A 19,778-nucleotide genomic window follows, 5' to 3' on the forward strand; every position below is an offset into this window, starting at 1 on the left:
CTAGTGGATGTGTTTGTGCGCTTTGTAGGATGAACGGACCAATGCCCCGCTCTCCACATGCCTAAAGCCCATTTCCAGTCCGATTTCCTCATATTTTTTGAATTGTTCGGGCAGGATGAACTGCTTTACGGGAAGGTGTTTTTTGGAGGGTTGCAAGTATTGTCCAATGGTGACCACGTCCACATCCGCTTTTCTCAGGTCTTCCATCGTGGTGATGACCTCGTGCTCTTCTTCGCCCAGCCCCAGCATAATGCCCGATTTGGTACGGTTGGCACCGTTCTTTTTCAAATAGTTCAATACCTCGAGGCTTCTTTCGTACTTGGCCTGTATGCGTACTTCACGGGTAAGTCGCTTCACGGTTTCCATATTGTGTGAAATCACCTCGGGTGCCACGTCGAGCATTCGATCCAAATGGGATTCAATGCCCTGAAAGTCAGGAATCAATGTTTCCAGTGTAGTTTCAGGGTTCATTCTCCGTACCGCCTTTACGGTCTCTGCCCAGATGATGGATCCCATATCTTTGAGGTCATCCCTGTCCACGGAGGTGAGCACCGCATGCTTGATGTTCATGATCTTGATGGACCGTGCCACTTTTTCGGGTTCTGCCCAATCCACGCTTTCCGGTCTTCCGGTCTTCACCCCGCAGAATCCGCAGGAGCGGGTACAGATGTTGCCTAAAATCATAAAGGTGGCCGTGCCTTCTCCCCAGCATTCGCCCATATTGGGGCAACTCCCGGAGGTGCAGATGGTGTGGAGATTGTACTTGTCCACAAGCCCCCTGAGCTGGGTATACTTTTTCCCCGTGGGGAGCTTTACCCTGAGCCATTTGGGCTTTCCTTTGGGTGGATGTACGTTTTCCGCAACACTTGTGCTCATACAAAGAAATTTGATTTACAAAGATACGAAACTGGGAAGGAAAATGTAGTTGTTGGGACGGCTCACTTTTTTTTGATGATCTCGGCCAGGAGTTTTTTGGCGCGGAGCAATTTTACCTTGACATTGTTCACGGGTTCGTTGAGTTCCTTGGCAATGGCGGCGTAGCTCAATTCGTTGAAATAGCGTAGGTTGATGACCTCTTGGTAATGGGGCTTCAATTTTTTGATGTCCAAGAGCAAATCGGCAAGGTTCTGTTCCGTGATCAGTCGGTCCTCCACCGTAGGGGTTTCGTCCAGTACTTTTTTCACGGCATCCCCTTGGGATTCCATTTCGTCCAAAAAGTTTCTTTTTCGCTTTCGGATGAGGTCTACATGAAGATTTTTGGAGATGGCAATCAGCCAGGTCTTGAACTCGTAGGCGTCATCGTAGGTGTCTATTTTGTCGAAAGCGCGGGAAAAGGTGCGGATGGTGATGTCCTCCGCATCGTTTTCATTTTTGGTGCGGAGCAGCTGAAATCCGTACACATCGTTCCAAAAGGTGTCCAAGAGTGTGCTGAAGGCAATTTGGTTTCCTTCCTTTGCCTTCTTGATGATGTCTTTGATGGAATCGTTGGTTTTTTCCAAAAATGTGGCTTTTGCCTAAAATACGATATTGATGGGATTATTGCAATCCAGGTACGGAGTCTCTTTTACATTCCTGTTCGTCGGGCATTTTTCCGCAAAATCCACATGCCTCGCCATCTTTGTTCAGAAAGGGACTTTGGCTGGCGCATGTGCCAGCGAACTTTCCGTCCTTTTTGCCCCAAATCTTGATGGCAATCCCTGCAAATGCGAGGGCCAACAAACCAATGGTCAATAGTACTAACTTCATAATCCAACTTTTGTGCAAAGGTACAAAATGCCTGACTAAAAGTGGGGGATTTGGGTTATCAATATGTGATGTTGGCCACAATGTTCTCCACGGTTGGCGAAGAGTTTCCGCCTTCCGGTTCAATGGTAATGTAGCCTATGGCCTTGTCGGCATAGGGGAGTGCAAGGAGCTTGTCCTTTTCGTTGAACTGCTTGATCACACCCAAGTTCACCAATTCCCCGTTCACTTCGGCCCACATCTGGAAACATTTGTTCTCAGGTAGCTGGGGAACGTTGCTTACATTGATATATGAAAGTTTTTTTACCGGGTTGATATAGGCGATGGCCTTGAGTTCTTTGCCCTCTTTTTTTCCGTTTACCTGATATTTCTTGGTATCAGGGTTGTTGAGGACGATAAACTGGTTCCTCATGTCTTCCAGTTGATTTTTCATGTCATCCTCCAAATATTTGATCTTGTTGGTGACCAATGCATTTTCTTCCTGGAGGTTTTTGTTCTGGTTCCAAAAGAACAGGGATGACCCCGCAAAGATCATCAGGGCCACGCTGGCGGCAATGGCATATCTGTAGAACCTTCTGCTGATCATTCTTTCCTTTCGGGCACTGCTCAGAATAATTTCCTTAAGGCCTTCAGGGGTTTTCCTTGCATACATTTTTGCAAAGGTTTCCAGATTTTTCTGGAGCTCATCATAGGTTTGCCTCACTTCGGGATACATGGCGATGTACCTTTCCACTTGCTGGGACTCTTCTTTTGTGGTGTGTCCCAATAGGTATTTTTCCAGTGAGTCGGATTCCAAAAATATTTTAACTTTCTCTTTCATGACAATAGATTTAAAACGATGAGCAAGGCCATTGTTGTGCCGTATATCTTTCCAAGTTCCCTAAGTCCAATTTTCAGTCTGGATTTGATGGTGCCCAAGGGGATATCCAGTTCCTCACTTGCCTCTTGTTGCGTCATTCCCTCAAAAAATAGGGCTTCCAAAACTATTCTGTACTTGGGTTCTATCTTGTCCAAGTTTTCCTGGACGTCCAGATGTTCGGGGCTAATGCCACTCACTCCAAGATTATATACGTCTGAAACGTCGATTTGGACTTCCTTGCTCGCTTTATTGTTCACACTTCGCAATTTGTCGATTGCGGTGTTCCTGGTAATGCGAAACAGCCAAGTGAAGAGCTTGGCTTTTGAGGCATCATAGGAGTCGGCCTTTTTCCATATTTTGATGAAACTTTCTTGGAGCACATCTTGGGCAAGTTCGTCGTCCTTGACCACTTTGTGGGCCACCCCAAAAAGCGTATCCCCATAGTTTTCATAGAGTAGGGCAATGGCCCTATCATCCTTTTCTGCCAGTAGCGAAACAATGTGTTTCTCAATCAATGTGCTCATTTGCGGTGCTTTGGGTATTTTTTTTGGGACAAGTGATCTAAAATAGGATTTATATCGTACATACTACAACGCTAAGGTAGAAAAAGCTTTACTTGTCAGCGTTCGATTGAGCAAGAAAAAGGGGTAAGACCCTCTACGATACATATAATTTTGGTTAGTTTGGTTTGGTATAACCCCCGTTATTGGTTTCAATGCGGGGGTTATTTTATGATGTTCACTTCGGGTAGGATGTCTATCCCGAATTTATTCTTTACTTCCTTCTGTATGTTCTCGGCCAGCTCAAGGATCTCTTTTCCCGTGGCTTTTCCATAATTAACGAGCACCAAGGCCTGTTTTTCATGAACCCCGGCATCCCCGAAACGCTTTCCCTTGAATCCACACTGTTCAATGAGCCATCCGGCCGGTATTTTGAACTGATCGTCTTCCAGTTCATAGAAAGGGGCCTTGGGATGATGTTTGATGAACTTGTCGAACTTTTTTTTCGAGATCACTGGGTTTTTGAAAAAACTGCCACTGTTCCCCAACTCCTTAGGGTCCGGCAATTTGCTTTGCCGAATGGCTATCACTGCGTTGGAAATGTCCCTAATGGTGGGATAAACAATGCCGTTGCTCTTGAGTTCTTCCTCGATGGCGCCATAACCCGTGTGCAGCACGTGGTCTTTTTTGGTCAATCTGAGGTTTACCGAAGTGATGATGAACTTGTCCTTCGCTTCGTTCTTGAAAATGGAATCCCTGTACCCAAACTGACAGTCTTCCTTGTCGAAGGCGACCAATTCCCCGGTTTCCACATCCATAGCGGTACAACTTATAAAGACATCTTTCAGTTCCACACCATAGGCGCCAATGTTTTGTATAGGTGCAGTTCCCACATTGCCAGGGATAAGGGATAGGTTTTCCAGTCCACCATACCCTCTGTCCAAGCTCCACATGGCCAGATTGTGCCAGTTTTCACCGGCCATGGCCTTGATTTCGACACTTTCCCCATTTTCTTCGGCGATGGAAATGCCTTTCAGGTTGATGTGCATCACAAGGGCATCAATGTCCTTGGTGAGCAACATATTACTCCCTCCACTGATGATGAACCTTTTGGGATATGCCGTCAGTTCCAGTACCTTTTGTAGTTGGGCCAATCCGGTTATCTCCACAAAAAAGCGGGCCTTTACGTCAATACCAAAGGTATTGTGACTCTTGAGTGATATGTTTTCCTGTATGGTCACTTGGCGTTGTACTCCTTTAAGGCCCTGCCCAAAATCTGGACGGCCTTTACAAGTTGGTCTTTTTCCAGCACATAGGCAATCCTGATCTGGTTTTTTCCCAATCCGGGAGTGGCATAAAAGCCTGCCGCAGGTGCTACCATGACCGTATTGCCGTCCATTTCAAATTTTTCCAACAACCATTGTGCAAAATCATCGGCATCGGCAACGGGCAGTTCCACAACACAGTAAAAAGCACCTTGTGGCACGGCTACTTTTACGCCCTCCAATTGTTTCAGTTCGGAGATGAGTATATTCCTGCGGGAGACGTACTCTTCGATGACTTCATCAAAATATTCCTGAGGGGTCTCCAATGCGGCTTCACTGGCTATCTGGGCGAAAGTGGGGGGCGACAACCTGGCTTGGGCAAATTTCATTGCGGTTTGGATCACTTCCCTATTCTTGGAAACGATACATCCGATACGTGCCCCGCACATGCTGTATCTTTTGGAAACGGAATCCACCACAATGGCATGTTCCTCAAGGCCATTGACCTGCAAAATGGAATAATGTTGACTTCCTTCGTAGGTGAACTCGCGATATACTTCGTCCGCAATAAGGAAAAGGTCGTGTTTCTTCACCAAAGTGGCCAGTTGTTCTATCTCTTCCTTACTATATAGGTATCCTGTTGGGTTCCCTGGATTACAGATCAATATGGCCTTCGTCTGTGGGGTGATGAGTTTTTCGAATTCTGCGATGGGCGGAAGGGCAAAATTGGTGTCGATGGATGAGGCAATGGGCACCACCTTCACACCGGCAGCAGTGGCAAAACCATTGTAGTTGGCATAGAAGGGTTCCGGGATGATGATCTCATCCTCAGCATCCATGATGGTCCCCATGGCAAAGGAAAGGGCTTCCGAGCCACCCGTGGTCACAATGATGTCCTTGGCGGTGACGTGGATGTCCTTTTTGGCATAATAGGCCGCTATCTTTTCCCGATAGATTTCCGAACCTTCGGTCATGCTATAGGCCAAGACCTCGATGTTATGGTTCCTCACAGCATCCAAGGCCACTTTTGGCGTCTTGATGTCGGGTTGCCCTATATTAAGGTGTATGACGTGGCTCCCTCTCTTCTTTGCAGCTTCGGCATAGGGGACCAATTTTCGGATGGGGGAGGCAGGCATTTGCCTTCCTTTTTCAGAGATACTCGGCATGTGCTAAATTTTAGGCAAAAATGGGAAAACCCACACTTGAAAACAACACATTACAGGTTTATTTATCTGTTGACCAAAATGTTAATTTAAGGTGAACGAACCGTCTTATTTTGTATATTTAATATGTACAACCTGCTAGAATTAAGAATGTTGGGAAGAAAGCTTACTTTTTTTGTCTTTTTAACGATGGTGCCCTTGTTGGTTTTGGCGCAGGGATATTTCTTGCCCAAAGGGCAAAAGTTCGAGAAAATCAAGTTTGAACTCATCAACAACCTCATCATCATCCCTGTGGAGATCAATGGTGCAGACCTCACCTTTATTTTGGATTCGGGGGTCAGTAAACCTATCCTTTTCAATCTTTCCGAATCGGATTCCATACCCATCAACAATGTGTCCGAAGTCACCATCAGGGGACTTGGGACTGGGGAACCCATGAAAGCCCTCAGTTCAAAATCCAACATCTTTCGGCTTGGGGATGTTCGGAATTTTTCCCAGGACCTTTATGTGGTATTGGACAGGGAAATCAATTTTTCCACCTCATTGGGCATACCGGTCCATGGTATAATGGGCTATGATCTTTTCAAAGATTTCATCATGGAGGTGAATTATGGTTCACATACCATAAAACTCCACAACCCTCAATTGTACAAGCACAAAAAGAAAAAGAATACACAGACCCTTCCCTTGGTCATTCAGCGCAACAAGGCCTATGTGGAAGGAACGGTACTGATGAAGGATACCGCCAATATTCCCGTCAAATTGCTCGTGGATACGGGAAGTAGTGATGCCCTATGGCTGTTCCAGGAGCCAGAAAAGGGATTGGACATACCGGAAAAAAACTATGAAGATCATCTGGGTAGGGGACTCAGTGGTGATATTTTTGGAAAACGGAGCAAAATCGACGGTGTCAAAATCGGTGGTTTTGAACTGAAAGAGGCCAAAGTGGCCTTTCCATACTGGGAATCCTTTGCCGCTTTGGAAAATCTTGGCGATCGTAATGGCAGTGTGGGAGGTGAGATCCTGAAACGGTTCAACATCATCTTCGACTATACCCGCGCACTGGTCACCCTAAAGAAAAACGGAAACTTTAAAGAACCCTTCCATTATAACTTGGCCGGAGTGGAACTCCAACATAACGGTTTGCGCTACATTGCCGAAAGCATTGCCGGGCCCGGCGGTATTGTGAAGGACGATGACTCTACCTTTGGTAATGTCCAGATCTTATTGGAGAACAAGACCAGGCTCAGTTTGGTGCCGGAAATCGTGGTGTCAGGTATCAGGGCCGGGAGCCCTGCTGCCGAGGCGGGACTGCGCGAAGGGGACGTAATACTCGCCGTCAATGGTAAAAGTGTTCATCGGTACAAACTACAGGAAATTCTCAAAATGATGAACGAAAAAGAAGGCAAACGTATCAAGGTACACATAGAAAGGTACAACAAGGACCTTATGTTCTCCTTTGTGCTCAAAAAAGTTTTCGATGATGACTAAAAAAATCCCCGAAAAGCAATTGCTTTTCGGGGATAGGGTCATAATTTTCTTTTTACTTACTTAGCTCCTGGGCCGTTAACGTTCCCTTTTATTTTTAGAACCTTGGTGGGCGTGTCCGCATTGGAGGTCACTGTAATGGCCTTTCTGATGGGTCCTACCCGGTTGGTGTCATATTTTACCTCAATTTTTCCGGTCTTTCCGGGCATAATGGGCTCTTCAGGCTTTTTGGGGATGGTGCAGCCACAGCTTGATTTTACACTGCTGATCACCAAAGGTGAACTTCCGGTATTCGTGAATTCAAATACCCGGACACCGTCACTTCCTTTTTCAATTTCACCGTAATCGATGGTCTCGCTCTTAAATTCAATCTTAGCAGTTTCCTGGGCATATATCCCTAGAGACAGAAGCCCGACAAACAGCATGAGTACAGTTTTTTTCATCATTTTTGGTTTTTGGGTGAATTCCAAATGTAGATGTTTTGTCACCTGCATCCAAAATTCTTTTGTTATGTAATAACGTTACTTATTTTTGTTTCGTATTTCTGGATTGGCTTCCATCAGGAGAATTGCATTAAATTAACATTATGCTTCCCTTCAATAAAAACCAATCCATAGCCATTTAACAAAAACTGTACCGAAAAATGGAGATTCCATCAAAATATGAACCCCAAAGGGTTGAAGGACACTGGTATGCCTACTGGACTGAGCATGGGTATTTTAGTTCAAAACCAGATAAAAGGGAGCCCTATACCATTGTGATACCCCCACCAAACGTGACCGGGGTGCTGCATATGGGGCACATGCTCAACAATACCATCCAAGATGTTTTGATACGAAGGGCAAGGCTTTTGGGCAAAAATGCCTGTTGGGTACCGGGAATGGACCACGCTTCCATCGCCACGGAAGCCAAAGTAGTCGCCAAATTGAAGGACGAGGGTATCAACAAGGCCAACCTCTCTCGGGAAGAATTCCTAAAACATGCCTGGGACTGGACGAATGAGTATGGAGGTGTCATCCTTCAACAGTTGAAAAAACTGGGTTGCTCCTGCGATTGGGACCGAACCAAGTTCACGATGGATGACGATATGTCAGCTTCTGTGATCAAAGTTTTTGTGGATCTCTATAATAAAGGATTGGTTTACAGGGGGTACCGAATGGTGAATTGGGACCCTGAGGCCAAGACCACCTTGTCCGATGAAGAGGTCATTTATGAAGAAAGACAGGGAAATCTCTATTATTTGGCCTACGCCATAGAAGGTTCCGACGAAAAAGTGACCATTGCCACCACCCGTCCGGAGACCATTCTGGGCGATACCGCGATCTGCATCAACCCCAACGACGAAAGGTACCATCACCTCCGCGGCAAAAAGGCCATTGTGCCCATCTGCGGACGTGTGATTCCCATCATTGAGGATGAATATGTGGATGTGGAATTCGGGACAGGCTGCCTGAAAGTGACCCCGGCCCACGATGAAAATGACAAAAACCTTGGGGACAAACACAATTTGGAGGTCATCGATATCTTTAATGAAGATGCGAGCCTCAACTCTTTTGGACTTCACTACGAAGGAAAGGACCGTTTTGTGGTCCGCAAGGAAATTGCAAAGGAGCTGGAGGAAAAGGGCCATTTGGTCAAAGTGGAACAGCACATGAACAAAGTGGGCACCTCGGAACGGACCAAAGCCGTCATTGAACCCCGACTGTCCGACCAATGGTTCCTGAAAATGCAAGAATTGGCCAAACCGGCCCTCGAAGGTGTTCTGGAAACGAACGACATCAAACTATATCCATCCAAATTTGATAACACCTATCGCCATTGGATGGAAAACATCCGTGACTGGAACATTTCGCGTCAATTGTGGTGGGGCCAGCAGATTCCGGCCTACTATTATGGGGATGGACAGGATGATTTTGTGGTGGCGGAAACGCCTGAAGAAGCCCTGAAATTGGCACAGGAAAAAACTTCGGACTTCGGACTTCAGGCTTCGGACTTGACACAAGACCCGGACGTTTTGGACACTTGGTTTTCCTCGTGGCTATGGCCCATCAGTGTGTTTGGTGGTATTTTGGAGCCGGACAATGAAGAAGTGGACTATTATTACCCGACCAATGACCTGGTCACTGGACCGGATATCCTGTTTTTCTGGGTGGCCCGTATGATCATGGCCGGATATGAATACCGTGGAAAAAGGCCTTTTGAAAATGTATATCTGACCGGATTGGTCCGTGACAAACAGCGTCGGAAAATGTCCAAATCGTTGGGGAATTCGCCCGATGCACTAAAATTGATCGAGGATTTTGGGGCCGATGGTGTTCGCGTGGGACTGCTTTTGAGTTCTGCGGCGGGCAACGATCTCTTGTTCGATGAGGCACTTTGCCAACAAGGTTCCAACTTTGCCAATAAAATTTGGAACGCTTTCCGGTTGGTAAGGGGATGGGAGATTGCCGATATCCCGCAGCCCGAAGCGGCCAGAGTAGGTATCGATTGGTACAAGGCCAAGTTTGACCAGACGTTGGTGGAAATAGAGGACCATTTTTCCAAATACCGTATTTCCGATGCCCTAATGGCCATTTATAAATTGGTCTGGGACGATTTCTGTTCCTGGTTGTTGGAAATCGTGAAACCGGATTACCAAAAGCCCATCGATACCAAAACATTTGATGCGGTCATACAACTGTTTGAAGAAAATTTGAAGTTGCTGCACCCGTTCATGCCATTTTTGACCGAAGAAGTCTGGCAACATATTGCCCAGCGAACCCCTGAAGAAGCATTGATCGTGTCCCAATGGCCAAAACCAGGTAAAGTGGATACGGCACTGATCAATGGATTTGATTTCGCTGCTGAGGTGATTTCCGGTATCAGGACCATCCGAAAGGAAAAAAGCATTCCCCAAAAAGATGCATTGGAACTTTTCATGATGAATGCCGAAGGAGTGGACAACCAAATGGATGCCATTATTCGGAAGTTGGCCAACCTGTCGAATTTAGAGGTTACAGATGCCAGTTTGGATGGTGCACTGACCTTTAGGGTGAAGAGCAACGAGTATTTCATTCCGATAAGTGGTGCCATCGATGTGGAGGCCGAAATTGCAAAGATCAAGGAGGAACTTAAATACACCAAAGGTTTTTTGAAATCGGTACAAGGTAAATTGAGCAATGAACGCTTTGTGAACAATGCCCCGGAACAGGTGGTGGCCATCGAACGAAAAAAGGCTGCAGATGCCGAGGCCAAGATCGAGACTTTGGAGAAAAGCTTGGCCAGTTTACAATAACCTTTGGTTATTCGGACATTTTTTGAAAAGGGAAGCCAGCTTCCCTTTTTATTTTTTTTCATACTTTGGAATCGATTAGAACCAACACTTTTTATGGACCATGAAAAACCTCAATAGAAGAAGTTTTATTCAAAAAACTTCCTTGACGGCTGCTGCGGTGGCCATTGCCCCCAATTATTTAAAGGCAGCCCCCGATAGACCGATCTCATCGACCTACATGGGCGGTTTTTCCGCTCCGAAGATTGAAAAGGTCCGTGCCGCCTTCATCGGGGTAGGGGCCCGGGGAGGCACCCATGCCAAGTTCTTTGCGGCCTTGGAGGGTACCGAAGTCGTTGCCATCTGTGACCTTTATGAAGATTTGGTCAAGGAGAAGACACAGTGGGTAAAAGAGGCAGGCGGACCAAACAAGCATAAAAACATAGCGCAATATTGGGGCGATGGAAACCAATGGCAAAAAATGTTGCAGGAGGTGCGGCCAGATGTGGTCTTTATTGCCACCAATTGGGTGAACCATGCCCCCATGGCCATCGGTGCGATGGAGCAAGGTGCCCACGCCTTTGTGGAGGTACCCATCGCATTGACGATTCAAGAAATGTGGGACATTGTGGATACCAGTGAGCGTACCCAAAAACATTGCATGATGTTGGAAAACGTGAACTACAGTCGAGATGAGCTCATGTTCCTGAATATGTGCAGGCAAGGAGTGATCGGTGAGATTTTACATGGCGAGGCCGCTTATATCCACGAATTGCGATGGCAGATGGAGGAGCAGGAAAGGGGCACGGGTTCTTGGCGCACCCATCATTATGCCAAGAGAAATGGAAACCTATATCCTACCCATGGTTTGGGTCCCGTTGCCCAATATATGAACTTGGCCAGGGGAGAAGACACCTTTGGAAGTCTGGTTTCCTTCTCCACCCCATCACGAGGGCGGGAGCTCTATGCGGAAAAGAACTATCCAAAAGACCATAAGTGGAACCAATTGGAGTTCAAGGGAGGGGACTTGAACACTTCCATCATCAAAACGAACCTAGGTAGGACTATCATGGTACAATGGGACGAAACCAGTCCCAGGCCCTATTCCAGATTGAACTTGATCCAGGGTACCAAAGGTACATTGGCCGGATTTCCAACACGGGTCGCGCTCGAAGGAGGTGTTGAGGGGCTCACCAAGGACCACCATTCCTGGGTGCAGGGCGAACAATTGGAAAAATTATATGAAAAATACGACCATCCACTATACAAAAGGCTGAACGAAGCGGCCAAAGGCAGCGGGCACGGAGGTATGGACGGAATCATGGTCTATCGTATCGTGGAGTGCCTCCAGAAAGGACTTCCCTTGGACCAAAACGTCTATGAAGGATGTCTCTGGAGTGCCGTTTCGCCATTGAGCGAGCGTTCCGTTGCCAGTGGCGGGGCCCCACAACCCTTTCCTGATTTTACCAGGGGCAACTGGAAAGAAACCACACCCTTGGATATTATAAACTGACCATCACATGATTCAAATACAAGTTCCGGCACGTATCTGCTTTTATGGGGACCACCAAGATTATCTGGGACTTCCGGTAATTGCGGGAGCCATAGATCGCTATATCAACATAACGGCCCGACCCAATACCCAAAGAAAATTTATTTTGAAACTATTGGATCTGGGAGAGGAAGACTTCATTGCTTTGGACGATGACCTAAAAAATGTCCGGCCCGGTGATTTTTTCCGTTCGGCCATGTCCGTTTTAAAGAATGAGGGGTTTTATTACCGACAAGGATATACGGTCGAAATCTCGGGGAATATCCCAGTTAACGCAGGCCTTTCCAGTTCCTCGGCCCTATTGGTGGCCTGGATCCGTTTTTTGGTGGCGATAAATGATAAATTGGACGAAACAAGCGACTTTCAGGTGGGTAGATGGGCCTATGAAGCCGAAGTCTTGTTCTTCGATTCCCCAGGTGGATTGATGGATCAATACACCATTGCGCAGCGAGGTCTGATTTATATCGATACCGAAAGTGGACAAAGTGAACGCTTGGTGGGCAACATGGGACAATTGCTGGTGGCCGAATCAGGACTGGCCAAAAAGACCCTCGAAGTGCTCAAGAATGCCCGTGTCTATGCCCAAAATGCGGTCGAGGCCGTGAAAAGGAACCACCCCGGATTTGTTTTGAAGGAGTCTGTTTTGGATGATTATGAAAAATACTTGGAATGGGTCCCGAATGAATTTCAGAACCATTGGTATGCGGCCATCCATAATTATCAGATCACGCTCGAGGCCAAGAAGGAACTGCAGAATAAATTGCCCAACCTTCAAAAATTGGGAGATTTGATGAATATGCACCAAAAAATCCTTCAGGAACAGATCCAGAATACCCCCGCCGAAATGGTACGGATGATGGAGGCAGCCATTGGGGCAGGGGCCATCGGTGCAAAAACCATAGGTTCGGGTGGAGGTGGCTGCATGGTGGCCATGGTCATTGGGGATGTCAAGGAAAAAGTACGGCAAGCTTTTATGGATGCAGGGGCCAAGGCAGTATACGAAGTTGAAATAACACAATAGTGAACATGGAAAACAATAGTTTGGTGATCATGGTAGGAGGGGCTTCGTCCCGAATGAAAAGAAGTCTGTCATCAGATCGAAAAAACAAGGGCGTGATGGACCACATTCCGCATAAAAGCCTTATTCCCGTTGGAAAAAATGGGAAGCCTTTTTTGTTTTATCTGGTCAGGAATGCCATGGAAGCTGGTTATGAAAACCTCTATTTGATTACAAGTCCAGGGAATGAGGCTTTCAAAAATCTGGTAGATCATGGAGGTCTTCCTTCTGGTTTGCAGGTGTTCATGGCCATCCAGAAGGTGCCGGGCGACAGGGAAAAGCCCTTGGGAACTGCAGATGCCCTTCAGCAATGTTTGGATCAATATCCGGTGCTCAAAACATCCACTTTTACCGTCTGTAATGGGGATAACCTATATTCCGTTGGGGCTCTACAAGATTTGCGGAGTGAAAGAAAAGCGGCCAACGCACTCATCAGTTATGCCAGTTCCGGATTTGAGTTTACGGACGAGCGTATCTCCAAATTTGCGGTCATGGATATTTCCGAAGATGGTTTCCTGAAGAAGATCATTGAAAAACCTACTCTACAGGATATGCCCAACTATATCGACGAAACGGGGGAACTCCGTGTGAGCATGAACATCTTCAGTTTTTATGGTGAGGACATTTACCCCTATTTGCAGAATTGCCCCCTGGATCCGGTTCGGGACGAGAAGGAACTTCCCAAGGCTGTGGGGAATTTGGTGATGGATGACCCGCAGAGTGTGCTCTGTATTCCACGTCTGGAACACATTCCCGACCTGACAGATGCCAACGATATCCAATTATTCAAAAATTTGGAGTAACTTCATGGTGCACAGCCCCATACTTGCAACGACTAAAATTTTAAACTTTTGGAATGGAATCGTATGCAACGGCATTGTTATATGCCACCCCTTTCTTTCTAGGTCTGGTACTCTTCGAAGTGCTCTATGGCCGTTTTGTGAAAAACCAGAAACATAACTTGATGGATACCGTGAGCAGTCTCAGCTCGGGGTTGACGAATGTGGTGAAAGACTCTTTGGGGCTGGTACTCGTCCTGGTCAGCTATCCATTTTTGTTGGAACATTTGGCCCTTACCGAGATCAAGGCCACATGGCTGGTCTGGGTGGTGGCCTTCATTGTACTGGATTTTGCGGGGTATTGGAACCATCGGCTCAGCCACCACATCAATTTTTTCTGGAACCAGCATGTCATTCACCATAGCAGTGAAGAATTCAACCTGGCCTGTGCCCTTCGGCAGCCCATTTCCAATCTTTTGGGCTATTATGCGCTGCTGTTGATTCCTGCCGCACTTCTTGGTGTTCCGCACGAGGTCATAGCCGTTTTGGCACCCATCCATCTTTTTGCCCAGTTTTGGTACCATACCCAACATATCGGAAAAATGGGATGGTTGGAATATGTAATCGTTACCCCTTCTCAACATCGTGTGCACCATGCCATCAACAAGGAGTATATCGACAAGAACCTGGGGCAGATATTCTGTATTTGGGACAGGATGTTCGGAACATTTCAGGAGGAACTGGATGAGGTACCGCCCCAATATGGTGTCTTGAAACCTGCCAATACGTGGAATCCCATCATCATCAATTTCCAACACTTGTGGCGATTGGTGAAGGATGCCTGGCGAACGAACAGCTATTGGGACAAACTGCGGATTTGGTTCATGCCCACTGGCTGGCGGCCTGCGGATGTGAAGGAAGCCTATCCGGTAGAGATCATTGAAGATGTCTATAATTTTGAGAAATACCGGCCGGAAGCTTCCAATTCGCTCAAGGCGTATGCTTTGTTCCAGCTGATTATGACCACGGTTTTGATGCTCTTTATGTTCTACAATTATTCCAATATTGGTTTTGAGGGGCTTTTGCTGTTCGGTGCGTTTGTTTTTGTCGGTGTCTATGGATATACGACCTTGATGGACCGAAAAAAATATGCTGTCTGGATTGAAGTGTTCCGGGGAGTGGCGGGGCTGGCCTTGATTTTCTTCACCAAGGATTGGTTTGGGATCGATTCTTTTTTGCCGATGGCCAGTTATTTAGTGGCAATTTATTTTTTGACCACCATTTTTGGAGGGGTCTATTTTGCCTATTTTGAAAAGCCCTATGCGGCACCCAATTTGGCGTCCTAAAACTTTTTCAATTCCGAGTTGACAAGTTCAATGTAGTTTTCCATGGCCTCTTTTCGGCCCATGTTCTTGGCTTGGAACAGCGCATTGGCCTTGAAGGCATTGATCAAAGGGGTCCTGCTGCCCGGATTGTCAAAATTTCGGTTGGCAATCTTGAAATAGGCATACAGTTTCAATAAAAGATCGGCAGGCAAAGGTTCGGTGTAGCTGTTCACAAAAGCCACTGCCTCCTCAAATTTTTTATGGAGCGTTTCGTCAGTCATCGGCTTTTCTAACAGATGCAATACAGGTTTTCGCCCCGGTCACTTTTTGGTTCAATTTTACGGTGACGTTACAATTCAGGGGCAACAAAAGATCCACCCTTGATCCAAACTTGATGAATCCGGCATCTTCGCCCTGTGCCACCTGTTCGCCCTCTTCCGCATAATTGACGATACGCCTGGCCATGGCCCCGGCGATCTGTCGGTACCCGATCTCCCCAAATTTTGGAGTGTGCAGAACTACAGTGGTACGTTCATTCTCGGTACTGGATTTGGGGTGCCATGCCACCAAATATTTCCCGGGATGGTATTTGGAATAGGTTACGGTTCCGCTGGCTGGGTATCGGGTGACATGCACGTTTACGGGTGACATGAAAATGGAAACCTGTCTTCTTCGTTCCTTAAAATATTCGGGTTCGTCCACTTCCTCAATGACCACTACCTTGCCATCAACTGGCGCCAAGATTTCATCAAAGTTGGGGGTCACTGGCCTTTTGGGATTCCTAAAAAACTGGAGGATGGCGATGAGCACAACAAGGGCGGCAATCTGTATGGTGAACCGTGCCCATTCCACATCAACAAGGTATTGTGCGGCAAATAGGGCGGCGACCACCAGAAAAAAAGTGAAAATGACTATTTTTTGACCCTCTTTATGAAACATAGGAGAAAATATTAAGTATCAAATATGCAAATGGGGAAGCGAACACCAAACTGTCCAATCGGTCCCAAACCCCACCATGTCCGGGAAGGATGGCACCACTGTCCTTCACTCCCGCCATACGTTTGAATTTGGATTCCAATAGATCGCCAAGGCTTCCCGCAACCACGATCAAGGTGGCCATTGCCATCCATTCCATCAGGCTCAACTTGGTTTCGTACCAAGAAAGGATGTATGCGGCCACCAGTGCAAAAATAAGACCTCCTACAGAACCTTCAATGGTTTTTTTTGGAGAAACTGCGGGAAATAATTTTGTTCTGCCAAAAGCCCTTCCCACCAAATAGGCAAATGTATCGTTGACCCAGATCAGGATAAAAATGCCCATGATCAAAAATTGGGCAAATGCATCGTCCTTATAGGGAATCATGGTCAGGAAAATACATCCGCCACCAATGTAGAAAACGGCAATGATGGATTTTTGGAGTTCCGTGAACTCTTTTGGTCTTTTGGAGAAAAGAAAGGAGAGCAGCGCCAAGTCTACCGTTATGGTCAGTAACATCAGGAGCGTTACCAGTGCGCCGTCCTGAACCAGATAGATGAATATCCACCAGAGTGCCAGATAGGCGACAAAGATGTAGTATCCCCTAAGCTTTACGATGCGTTTGAATTCATACAGGCAGGCCAGTCCAAAAGCCATGAACAGGAAGTCAAAGGCGTCCGAACTTAAAAAAACCGCTCCCAAGAGAAGCACCACGTAGATGACCCCCGTTATGGAGCGCCTTAAAATCTCTTTCATGTACTAGTAGTCTTCCAGGAGTAAAAGATAGACATTTTTTGAGGCACTTCCATAGGAAAGGAAATCGTCCTTGTTCTCCGGTGTGGGTTGAAAGTGCTTTAATGTGGTGATATTGTTGGGAATGTCCTTTCTGTATTTTTCCTTGATGATCTTGAGTGCCCCGCTGATGGAATCCACCAATTGACTGGTAGTGGCAAACACGATCAGGTTGGAAGGGAGCTCGTCCAATTTCTTTTCCTTGATTTGGTTGGAACAGACCAAAATGGAACCATTGTGGGCGACAAGGTGCTCGCAGGTAGTGAAGAAAATGTCACTTTCCTGCCGGTTGCTTGTAAATTCAAGTTTTTCAGAAGCAAAACGGGTCTCCAACCTGGGGTCGAGGGAATAGAGCATGTGGTTCTGCCAGTTGTTCTCCGAAATGATATTTTTCAACGCTTCGGATATTTCTGAAAAATCCTCGCAATAGATGAACTTGCCCCCGTTTTTCTTGAAATAGATCGTAAACTTTTCGTCAATGGGAATTTTCAGATCGGGCATGTGGTCTCCACGGGTTTCCAAAGTTTCCTTGGAAACCTTTTTTCCTCCTCCGAAAATCTTCTTAAAAACTCCCATTTAGCGTATCGAGTGCATTTTTCCTATTTCAGTTTAGACTCCATTGCTTGGAACCCAATCTATTTGGCAGGTTCCAGTTTTTCCTCCTCTTTTTCAAAAGGCCTTCTGCCAAAAATCTTTTCCAGATCGTCCTTAAAGATAACTTCTTTTTCCAAAAGCCTGTCAGCAAGCTCGGTAAGTTTGTCCTTGTTGTCGGCCAATAATTTAATGGCCCTTTGGTACTGCTCTTCTATCATTTTGGATATTTCCTGATCGATCCGTTGGGCAGTCTCCTCACTATAGGGTTTGGTAAAGCCATATTCGTTCTGCCCAGAGGAATCGTAATAGGTGATGTTCCCCAATTTATCGTTCAGACCATATATGGTGACCATGGCCCTGGCCTGTTTGGTCACTTTTTCCAAATCGCTCAAGGCTCCTGTGGAAATCTTGTCGAAAATGACCTTTTCAGCGGCCCTGCCTCCCATGGTGGCACACATTTCGTCCAACATCTGTTCTGGACGAACGATCAAGCGTTCCTCGGGCAAATACCAGGCAGCCCCCAACGATTGTCCACGTGGGACAATGGTGACCTTCACCAAAGGTGCGGCATGTTCCAGCATCCAGCTCACGGTGGCGTGACCGGCTTCGTGGTAAGCAATGGTCTTTTTCTCTTCAGGGGTGATGATCTTGTTCTTTTTCTCCAGACCACCGACAATTCTGTCAACGGCATCGAGGAAATCTTGTTTGGTCACCGCCTTTTTCTCTTTACGGGCAGCGATCAGTGCCGCCTCGTTGCACACATTGGCAATGTCTGCACCCGAGAAGCCCGGGGTCTGTTTGGCCAAAAAGTCCAAGTCCAATGTCTCGGCAGTCTTGATGGGGCGCAAGTGCACCTCAAAAATCTCTTTTCTCTCGTTCAAATCGGGAAGGTCCACGTAGATCTGACGGTCAAATCGTCCGGCACGCATCAAAGCTTTGTCCAGTACATCGGCACGGTTGGTGGCGGCCAGTACGATGACGTTGGTGTTGGTACCAAATCCGTCCATTTCGGTGAGCAACTGGTTCAAGGTGTTCTCGCGCTCATCGTTGGAACCTGTAAAATTGTTCTTGCCCCTGGCACGTCCTATGGCATCAATCTCATCAATAAAGATAATGGCAGGGGACTTGTCCTTGGCCTGTTTGAAAAGGTCGCGCACGCGGGAAGCTCCCACACCTACGAACATTTCCACAAAATCGGAACCTGAAAGGGAGAAGAAAGGCACTTTTGCCTCTCCTGCCACGGCCTTGGCCAAAAGGGTCTTACCTGTTCCAGGAGGTCCTACCAAAAGGGCCCCTTTGGGTATTTTTCCTCCAAGCGAGGTGTATTTGTCTGGGTTTTTAAGGAATTCGACAATCTCTTGCACCTCTTCCTTGGCACCCTCCAAACCGGCCACATCCTTAAAGGAAGTGCGGGTATCGGTCTTTTCATCAAATAGTTTGGCCTTGGATTTTCCGATGTTGAAGATCTGTCCCCCGGCACCTCCTCCGGCACCTCCTGACATCCTGCGCATCAAATAGATCCAGATGGCAATGATCAGTGCAAAGGGCAGCAAGGACAACAATAGATCGCCCAGCACATTGGATTCGGTGTCGAATTCCACAATGGTGTCCAGGTTGTTCTCTTTCTTGATCTCCGTGATCTCGTTCTGGAAAATCTGTAGATCACCATAGTCCAGGATATACTGGGGCATCAAACTGGAAGAAGGGAAAAGGGGCTTTTTGGCCACACCCTTGTGCACATCCTTGTTAAGGGCTTCTTCGGTAAGATATACCTTGGCCTGACGGGTATTGGTAATGATGACGATCTTGGCGATGTCACCATTCCGCAAAAATTCCTGCAGCTCGGATGTCGTGGTCTTCTCGGTACTGGAGAAACTGCTTCCTCCAAAGAACTGGAAGCCGATGATCAGGGCGATGACCACGCCGTATATCCACCACGAACTGAAACGGGGTTTCTTAGGGGTATTTGGATTGTTTTCTTTTGCCATTGTTTTTTAAGAATTGTAGCTGCTCTCCACCATCGTTACCTTGGCATCTCCCCAAAGTCCTTCAATGTCGTAGAATTCCCTGATATGTTTTTGAAATACATGTACCACCACATTGACATAGTCCATCAATACCCACTCTGCGTTGTCTGAACCTTCAATGTGCCAAGGCTTATCTTGGATGGCCTTGCTTACGGTTTTTTGGATAGAGGAAACAATTGCATTGACATGCGTGTTGGAAGTACCGTTGCAGATTATGAAGTAGTCACAAACTGTGTTTTCGATTTCCCTGAGGTCCAGTAGATTTATATCAACTCCTTTTACGTCTTCTATCCCATGCAAAATCAAGGCAATCAGTTCATCTGCGCTGGCTTTCGTTTTCTGCATTCAAAAAATTTAGTTTTTACAAAGTTATGTTTTTTTTGTTTTCTTAGCCTTAGTTTTTAACAA

Annotated in this window: 20 protein-coding genes; 6 read left to right on the forward strand and 14 right to left on the reverse strand. The window is 46.7% G+C overall.

The window, feature by feature from the left end:
* The 7 genes from lipA to FOT42_RS13290 all read right to left on the reverse strand — a co-directional run bounded on the left by lipA (position 1) and on the right by FOT42_RS13290 (position 5,533).
* Positions 1–876 (reverse strand): lipoyl synthase, encoded by an 876-nt coding sequence (gene lipA / locus FOT42_RS13260; protein ID WP_151891033.1) that lies wholly within the window; start codon positions 874–876, stop codon positions 1–3.
* Positions 877–938: 62 nt separating this feature from the next.
* Positions 939–1,499, reverse strand: coding sequence for an RNA polymerase sigma factor (locus FOT42_RS13265; protein ID WP_151891034.1), 561 nt, complete (start codon positions 1,497–1,499; stop codon positions 939–941).
* 37 nt (positions 1,500–1,536) lie between these two features.
* Complete coding sequence (locus FOT42_RS13270) at positions 1,537–1,746, reverse strand: membrane or secreted protein (RefSeq protein ID WP_108424205.1); 210 nt, start codon at positions 1,744–1,746, stop codon at positions 1,537–1,539.
* Between the two features lie 58 nt (positions 1,747–1,804).
* The gene (locus FOT42_RS13275; RefSeq protein WP_151891035.1) at positions 1,805–2,563 is read right to left on the reverse strand and encodes an anti-sigma factor; all 759 of its coding nucleotides are present in this window, start codon (positions 2,561–2,563) and stop codon (positions 1,805–1,807) included.
* Positions 2,560–3,126 (reverse strand): RNA polymerase sigma factor, encoded by a 567-nt coding sequence (locus FOT42_RS13280; protein WP_108424203.1) that lies wholly within the window; start codon positions 3,124–3,126, stop codon positions 2,560–2,562. Before FOT42_RS13280 ends, FOT42_RS13275 begins: the two co-directional genes overlap by 4 nt.
* Before the next feature lie 200 nt (positions 3,127–3,326).
* A complete protein-coding gene (gene murB / locus FOT42_RS13285) occupies positions 3,327–4,343 on the reverse strand; it encodes a UDP-N-acetylmuramate dehydrogenase (RefSeq protein WP_151891036.1) in 1,017 nt (338 codons plus the stop codon).
* The gene (locus FOT42_RS13290) at positions 4,340–5,533 is read right to left on the reverse strand and encodes a pyridoxal phosphate-dependent aminotransferase (RefSeq protein WP_151891037.1); all 1,194 of its coding nucleotides are present in this window, start codon (positions 5,531–5,533) and stop codon (positions 4,340–4,342) included. The genes murB and FOT42_RS13290 overlap by 4 nt, the downstream gene beginning before the upstream one ends.
* Before the next feature lie 147 nt (positions 5,534–5,680).
* On the opposite strand from FOT42_RS13290, the gene FOT42_RS13295 reads away from it, so the two are divergent.
* Positions 5,681–7,021, forward strand: a complete 1,341-nt coding sequence (locus FOT42_RS13295; protein ID WP_151891038.1) for an aspartyl protease family protein — start codon at positions 5,681–5,683, stop codon at positions 7,019–7,021.
* A 56-nt stretch (positions 7,022–7,077) separates the two neighbouring features.
* Here the strand turns inward: FOT42_RS13295 and FOT42_RS13300 are convergent, their stop codons facing one another.
* Positions 7,078–7,464: a DUF1573 domain-containing protein gene (locus FOT42_RS13300; protein WP_108424388.1), complete on the reverse strand. Its 387-nt coding sequence runs from the start codon at positions 7,462–7,464 to the stop codon at positions 7,078–7,080.
* A gap of 197 nt (positions 7,465–7,661) precedes the next feature.
* Between FOT42_RS13300 and FOT42_RS13305 the strand changes: the two genes are divergently transcribed.
* The 5 genes from FOT42_RS13305 to FOT42_RS13325 all read left to right on the forward strand — a co-directional run bounded on the left by FOT42_RS13305 (position 7,662) and on the right by FOT42_RS13325 (position 15,002).
* Complete coding sequence (locus FOT42_RS13305; RefSeq protein ID WP_151891039.1) at positions 7,662–10,292, forward strand: valine--tRNA ligase; 2,631 nt, start codon at positions 7,662–7,664, stop codon at positions 10,290–10,292.
* Between the two features lie 100 nt (positions 10,293–10,392).
* Positions 10,393–11,781, forward strand: a complete 1,389-nt coding sequence (locus tag FOT42_RS13310) for a Gfo/Idh/MocA family protein (RefSeq protein WP_151891040.1) — start codon at positions 10,393–10,395, stop codon at positions 11,779–11,781.
* 7 nt (positions 11,782–11,788) lie between these two features.
* Positions 11,789–12,841: a GHMP family kinase ATP-binding protein gene (locus FOT42_RS13315; protein WP_151891041.1), complete on the forward strand. Its 1,053-nt coding sequence runs from the start codon at positions 11,789–11,791 to the stop codon at positions 12,839–12,841.
* A gap of 5 nt (positions 12,842–12,846) precedes the next feature.
* Positions 12,847–13,680, forward strand: coding sequence for a sugar phosphate nucleotidyltransferase (locus FOT42_RS13320; RefSeq protein WP_226789895.1), 834 nt, complete (start codon positions 12,847–12,849; stop codon positions 13,678–13,680).
* 53 nt (positions 13,681–13,733) lie between these two features.
* The gene (locus FOT42_RS13325; protein WP_151891043.1) at positions 13,734–15,002 is read left to right on the forward strand and encodes a sterol desaturase family protein; all 1,269 of its coding nucleotides are present in this window, start codon (positions 13,734–13,736) and stop codon (positions 15,000–15,002) included.
* Here FOT42_RS13325 and FOT42_RS13330 read toward each other — a convergent pair.
* The 6 genes from FOT42_RS13330 to rsfS are packed head-to-tail and all read right to left on the reverse strand — an operon-like array spanning position 14,999 to position 19,715.
* A complete protein-coding gene (locus FOT42_RS13330) occupies positions 14,999–15,262 on the reverse strand; it encodes an acyl-CoA-binding protein (RefSeq protein WP_151891044.1) in 264 nt (87 codons plus the stop codon). The genes FOT42_RS13325 and FOT42_RS13330 overlap by 4 nt on opposite strands.
* Positions 15,255–15,920, reverse strand: a complete 666-nt coding sequence (locus tag FOT42_RS13335) for a phosphatidylserine decarboxylase family protein (RefSeq protein ID WP_151891045.1) — start codon at positions 15,918–15,920, stop codon at positions 15,255–15,257. Before FOT42_RS13335 ends, FOT42_RS13330 begins: the two co-directional genes overlap by 8 nt.
* Positions 15,910–16,713, reverse strand: a complete 804-nt coding sequence (locus FOT42_RS13340) for a phosphatidate cytidylyltransferase (RefSeq protein ID WP_151891046.1) — start codon at positions 16,711–16,713, stop codon at positions 15,910–15,912. Before FOT42_RS13340 ends, FOT42_RS13335 begins: the two co-directional genes overlap by 11 nt.
* Positions 16,714–16,716: 3 nt before the next feature.
* Positions 16,717–17,325 carry an LUD domain-containing protein gene (locus FOT42_RS13345; RefSeq protein WP_151891047.1) on the reverse strand — a complete coding sequence of 203 codons (609 nt, stop codon included), beginning with the start codon at positions 17,323–17,325 and terminating at the stop codon, positions 16,717–16,719.
* Between the two features lie 59 nt (positions 17,326–17,384).
* Positions 17,385–19,331, reverse strand: a complete 1,947-nt coding sequence (gene ftsH, locus FOT42_RS13350; protein ID WP_151891048.1) for an ATP-dependent zinc metalloprotease FtsH — start codon at positions 19,329–19,331, stop codon at positions 17,385–17,387.
* Between the two features lie 6 nt (positions 19,332–19,337).
* A complete protein-coding gene (gene rsfS, locus FOT42_RS13355) occupies positions 19,338–19,715 on the reverse strand; it encodes a ribosome silencing factor (protein WP_151891049.1) in 378 nt (125 codons plus the stop codon).
* Between the last annotated feature and the right edge of the window lie 63 nt (positions 19,716–19,778).

Origin of the sequence: Flagellimonas hadalis, assembly GCF_007785775.2 — a bacterium.
Taxonomy (GTDB): domain Bacteria; phylum Bacteroidota; class Bacteroidia; order Flavobacteriales; family Flavobacteriaceae; genus Flagellimonas; species Flagellimonas hadalis.

Coding starts and splice junctions, on each gene's coding strand:
- ftsH (WP_151891048.1), bottom strand. CDS start 19,331: ATGGCAAAAGAAAACAATCCAAATACCCCTAAGAAACCCCGTTTCAGT.
- FOT42_RS13320 (WP_226789895.1), top strand. CDS start 12,847: ATGGAAAACAATAGTTTGGTGATCATGGTAGGAGGGGCTTCGTCCCGA.
- rsfS (WP_151891049.1), bottom strand. CDS start 19,715: ATGCAGAAAACGAAAGCCAGCGCAGATGAACTGATTGCCTTGATTTTG.
- FOT42_RS13315 (WP_151891041.1), top strand. CDS start 11,789: ATGATTCAAATACAAGTTCCGGCACGTATCTGCTTTTATGGGGACCAC.
- FOT42_RS13345 (WP_151891047.1), bottom strand. CDS start 17,325: ATGGGAGTTTTTAAGAAGATTTTCGGAGGAGGAAAAAAGGTTTCCAAG.
- FOT42_RS13330 (WP_151891044.1), bottom strand. CDS start 15,262: ATGACTGACGAAACGCTCCATAAAAAATTTGAGGAGGCAGTGGCTTTT.
- FOT42_RS13270 (WP_108424205.1), bottom strand. CDS start 1,746: ATGAAGTTAGTACTATTGACCATTGGTTTGTTGGCCCTCGCATTTGCA.
- FOT42_RS13295 (WP_151891038.1), top strand. CDS start 5,681: ATGTTGGGAAGAAAGCTTACTTTTTTTGTCTTTTTAACGATGGTGCCC.
- lipA (WP_151891033.1), bottom strand. CDS start 876: ATGAGCACAAGTGTTGCGGAAAACGTACATCCACCCAAAGGAAAGCCC.
- FOT42_RS13300 (WP_108424388.1), bottom strand. CDS start 7,464: ATGATGAAAAAAACTGTACTCATGCTGTTTGTCGGGCTTCTGTCTCTA.
- FOT42_RS13325 (WP_151891043.1), top strand. CDS start 13,734: ATGGAATCGTATGCAACGGCATTGTTATATGCCACCCCTTTCTTTCTA.
- FOT42_RS13310 (WP_151891040.1), top strand. CDS start 10,393: ATGAAAAACCTCAATAGAAGAAGTTTTATTCAAAAAACTTCCTTGACG.
- FOT42_RS13335 (WP_151891045.1), bottom strand. CDS start 15,920: ATGTTTCATAAAGAGGGTCAAAAAATAGTCATTTTCACTTTTTTTCTG.
- FOT42_RS13340 (WP_151891046.1), bottom strand. CDS start 16,713: ATGAAAGAGATTTTAAGGCGCTCCATAACGGGGGTCATCTACGTGGTG.
- FOT42_RS13275 (WP_151891035.1), bottom strand. CDS start 2,563: ATGAAAGAGAAAGTTAAAATATTTTTGGAATCCGACTCACTGGAAAAA.
- FOT42_RS13290 (WP_151891037.1), bottom strand. CDS start 5,533: ATGCCGAGTATCTCTGAAAAAGGAAGGCAAATGCCTGCCTCCCCCATC.
- FOT42_RS13305 (WP_151891039.1), top strand. CDS start 7,662: ATGGAGATTCCATCAAAATATGAACCCCAAAGGGTTGAAGGACACTGG.
- FOT42_RS13280 (WP_108424203.1), bottom strand. CDS start 3,126: ATGAGCACATTGATTGAGAAACACATTGTTTCGCTACTGGCAGAAAAG.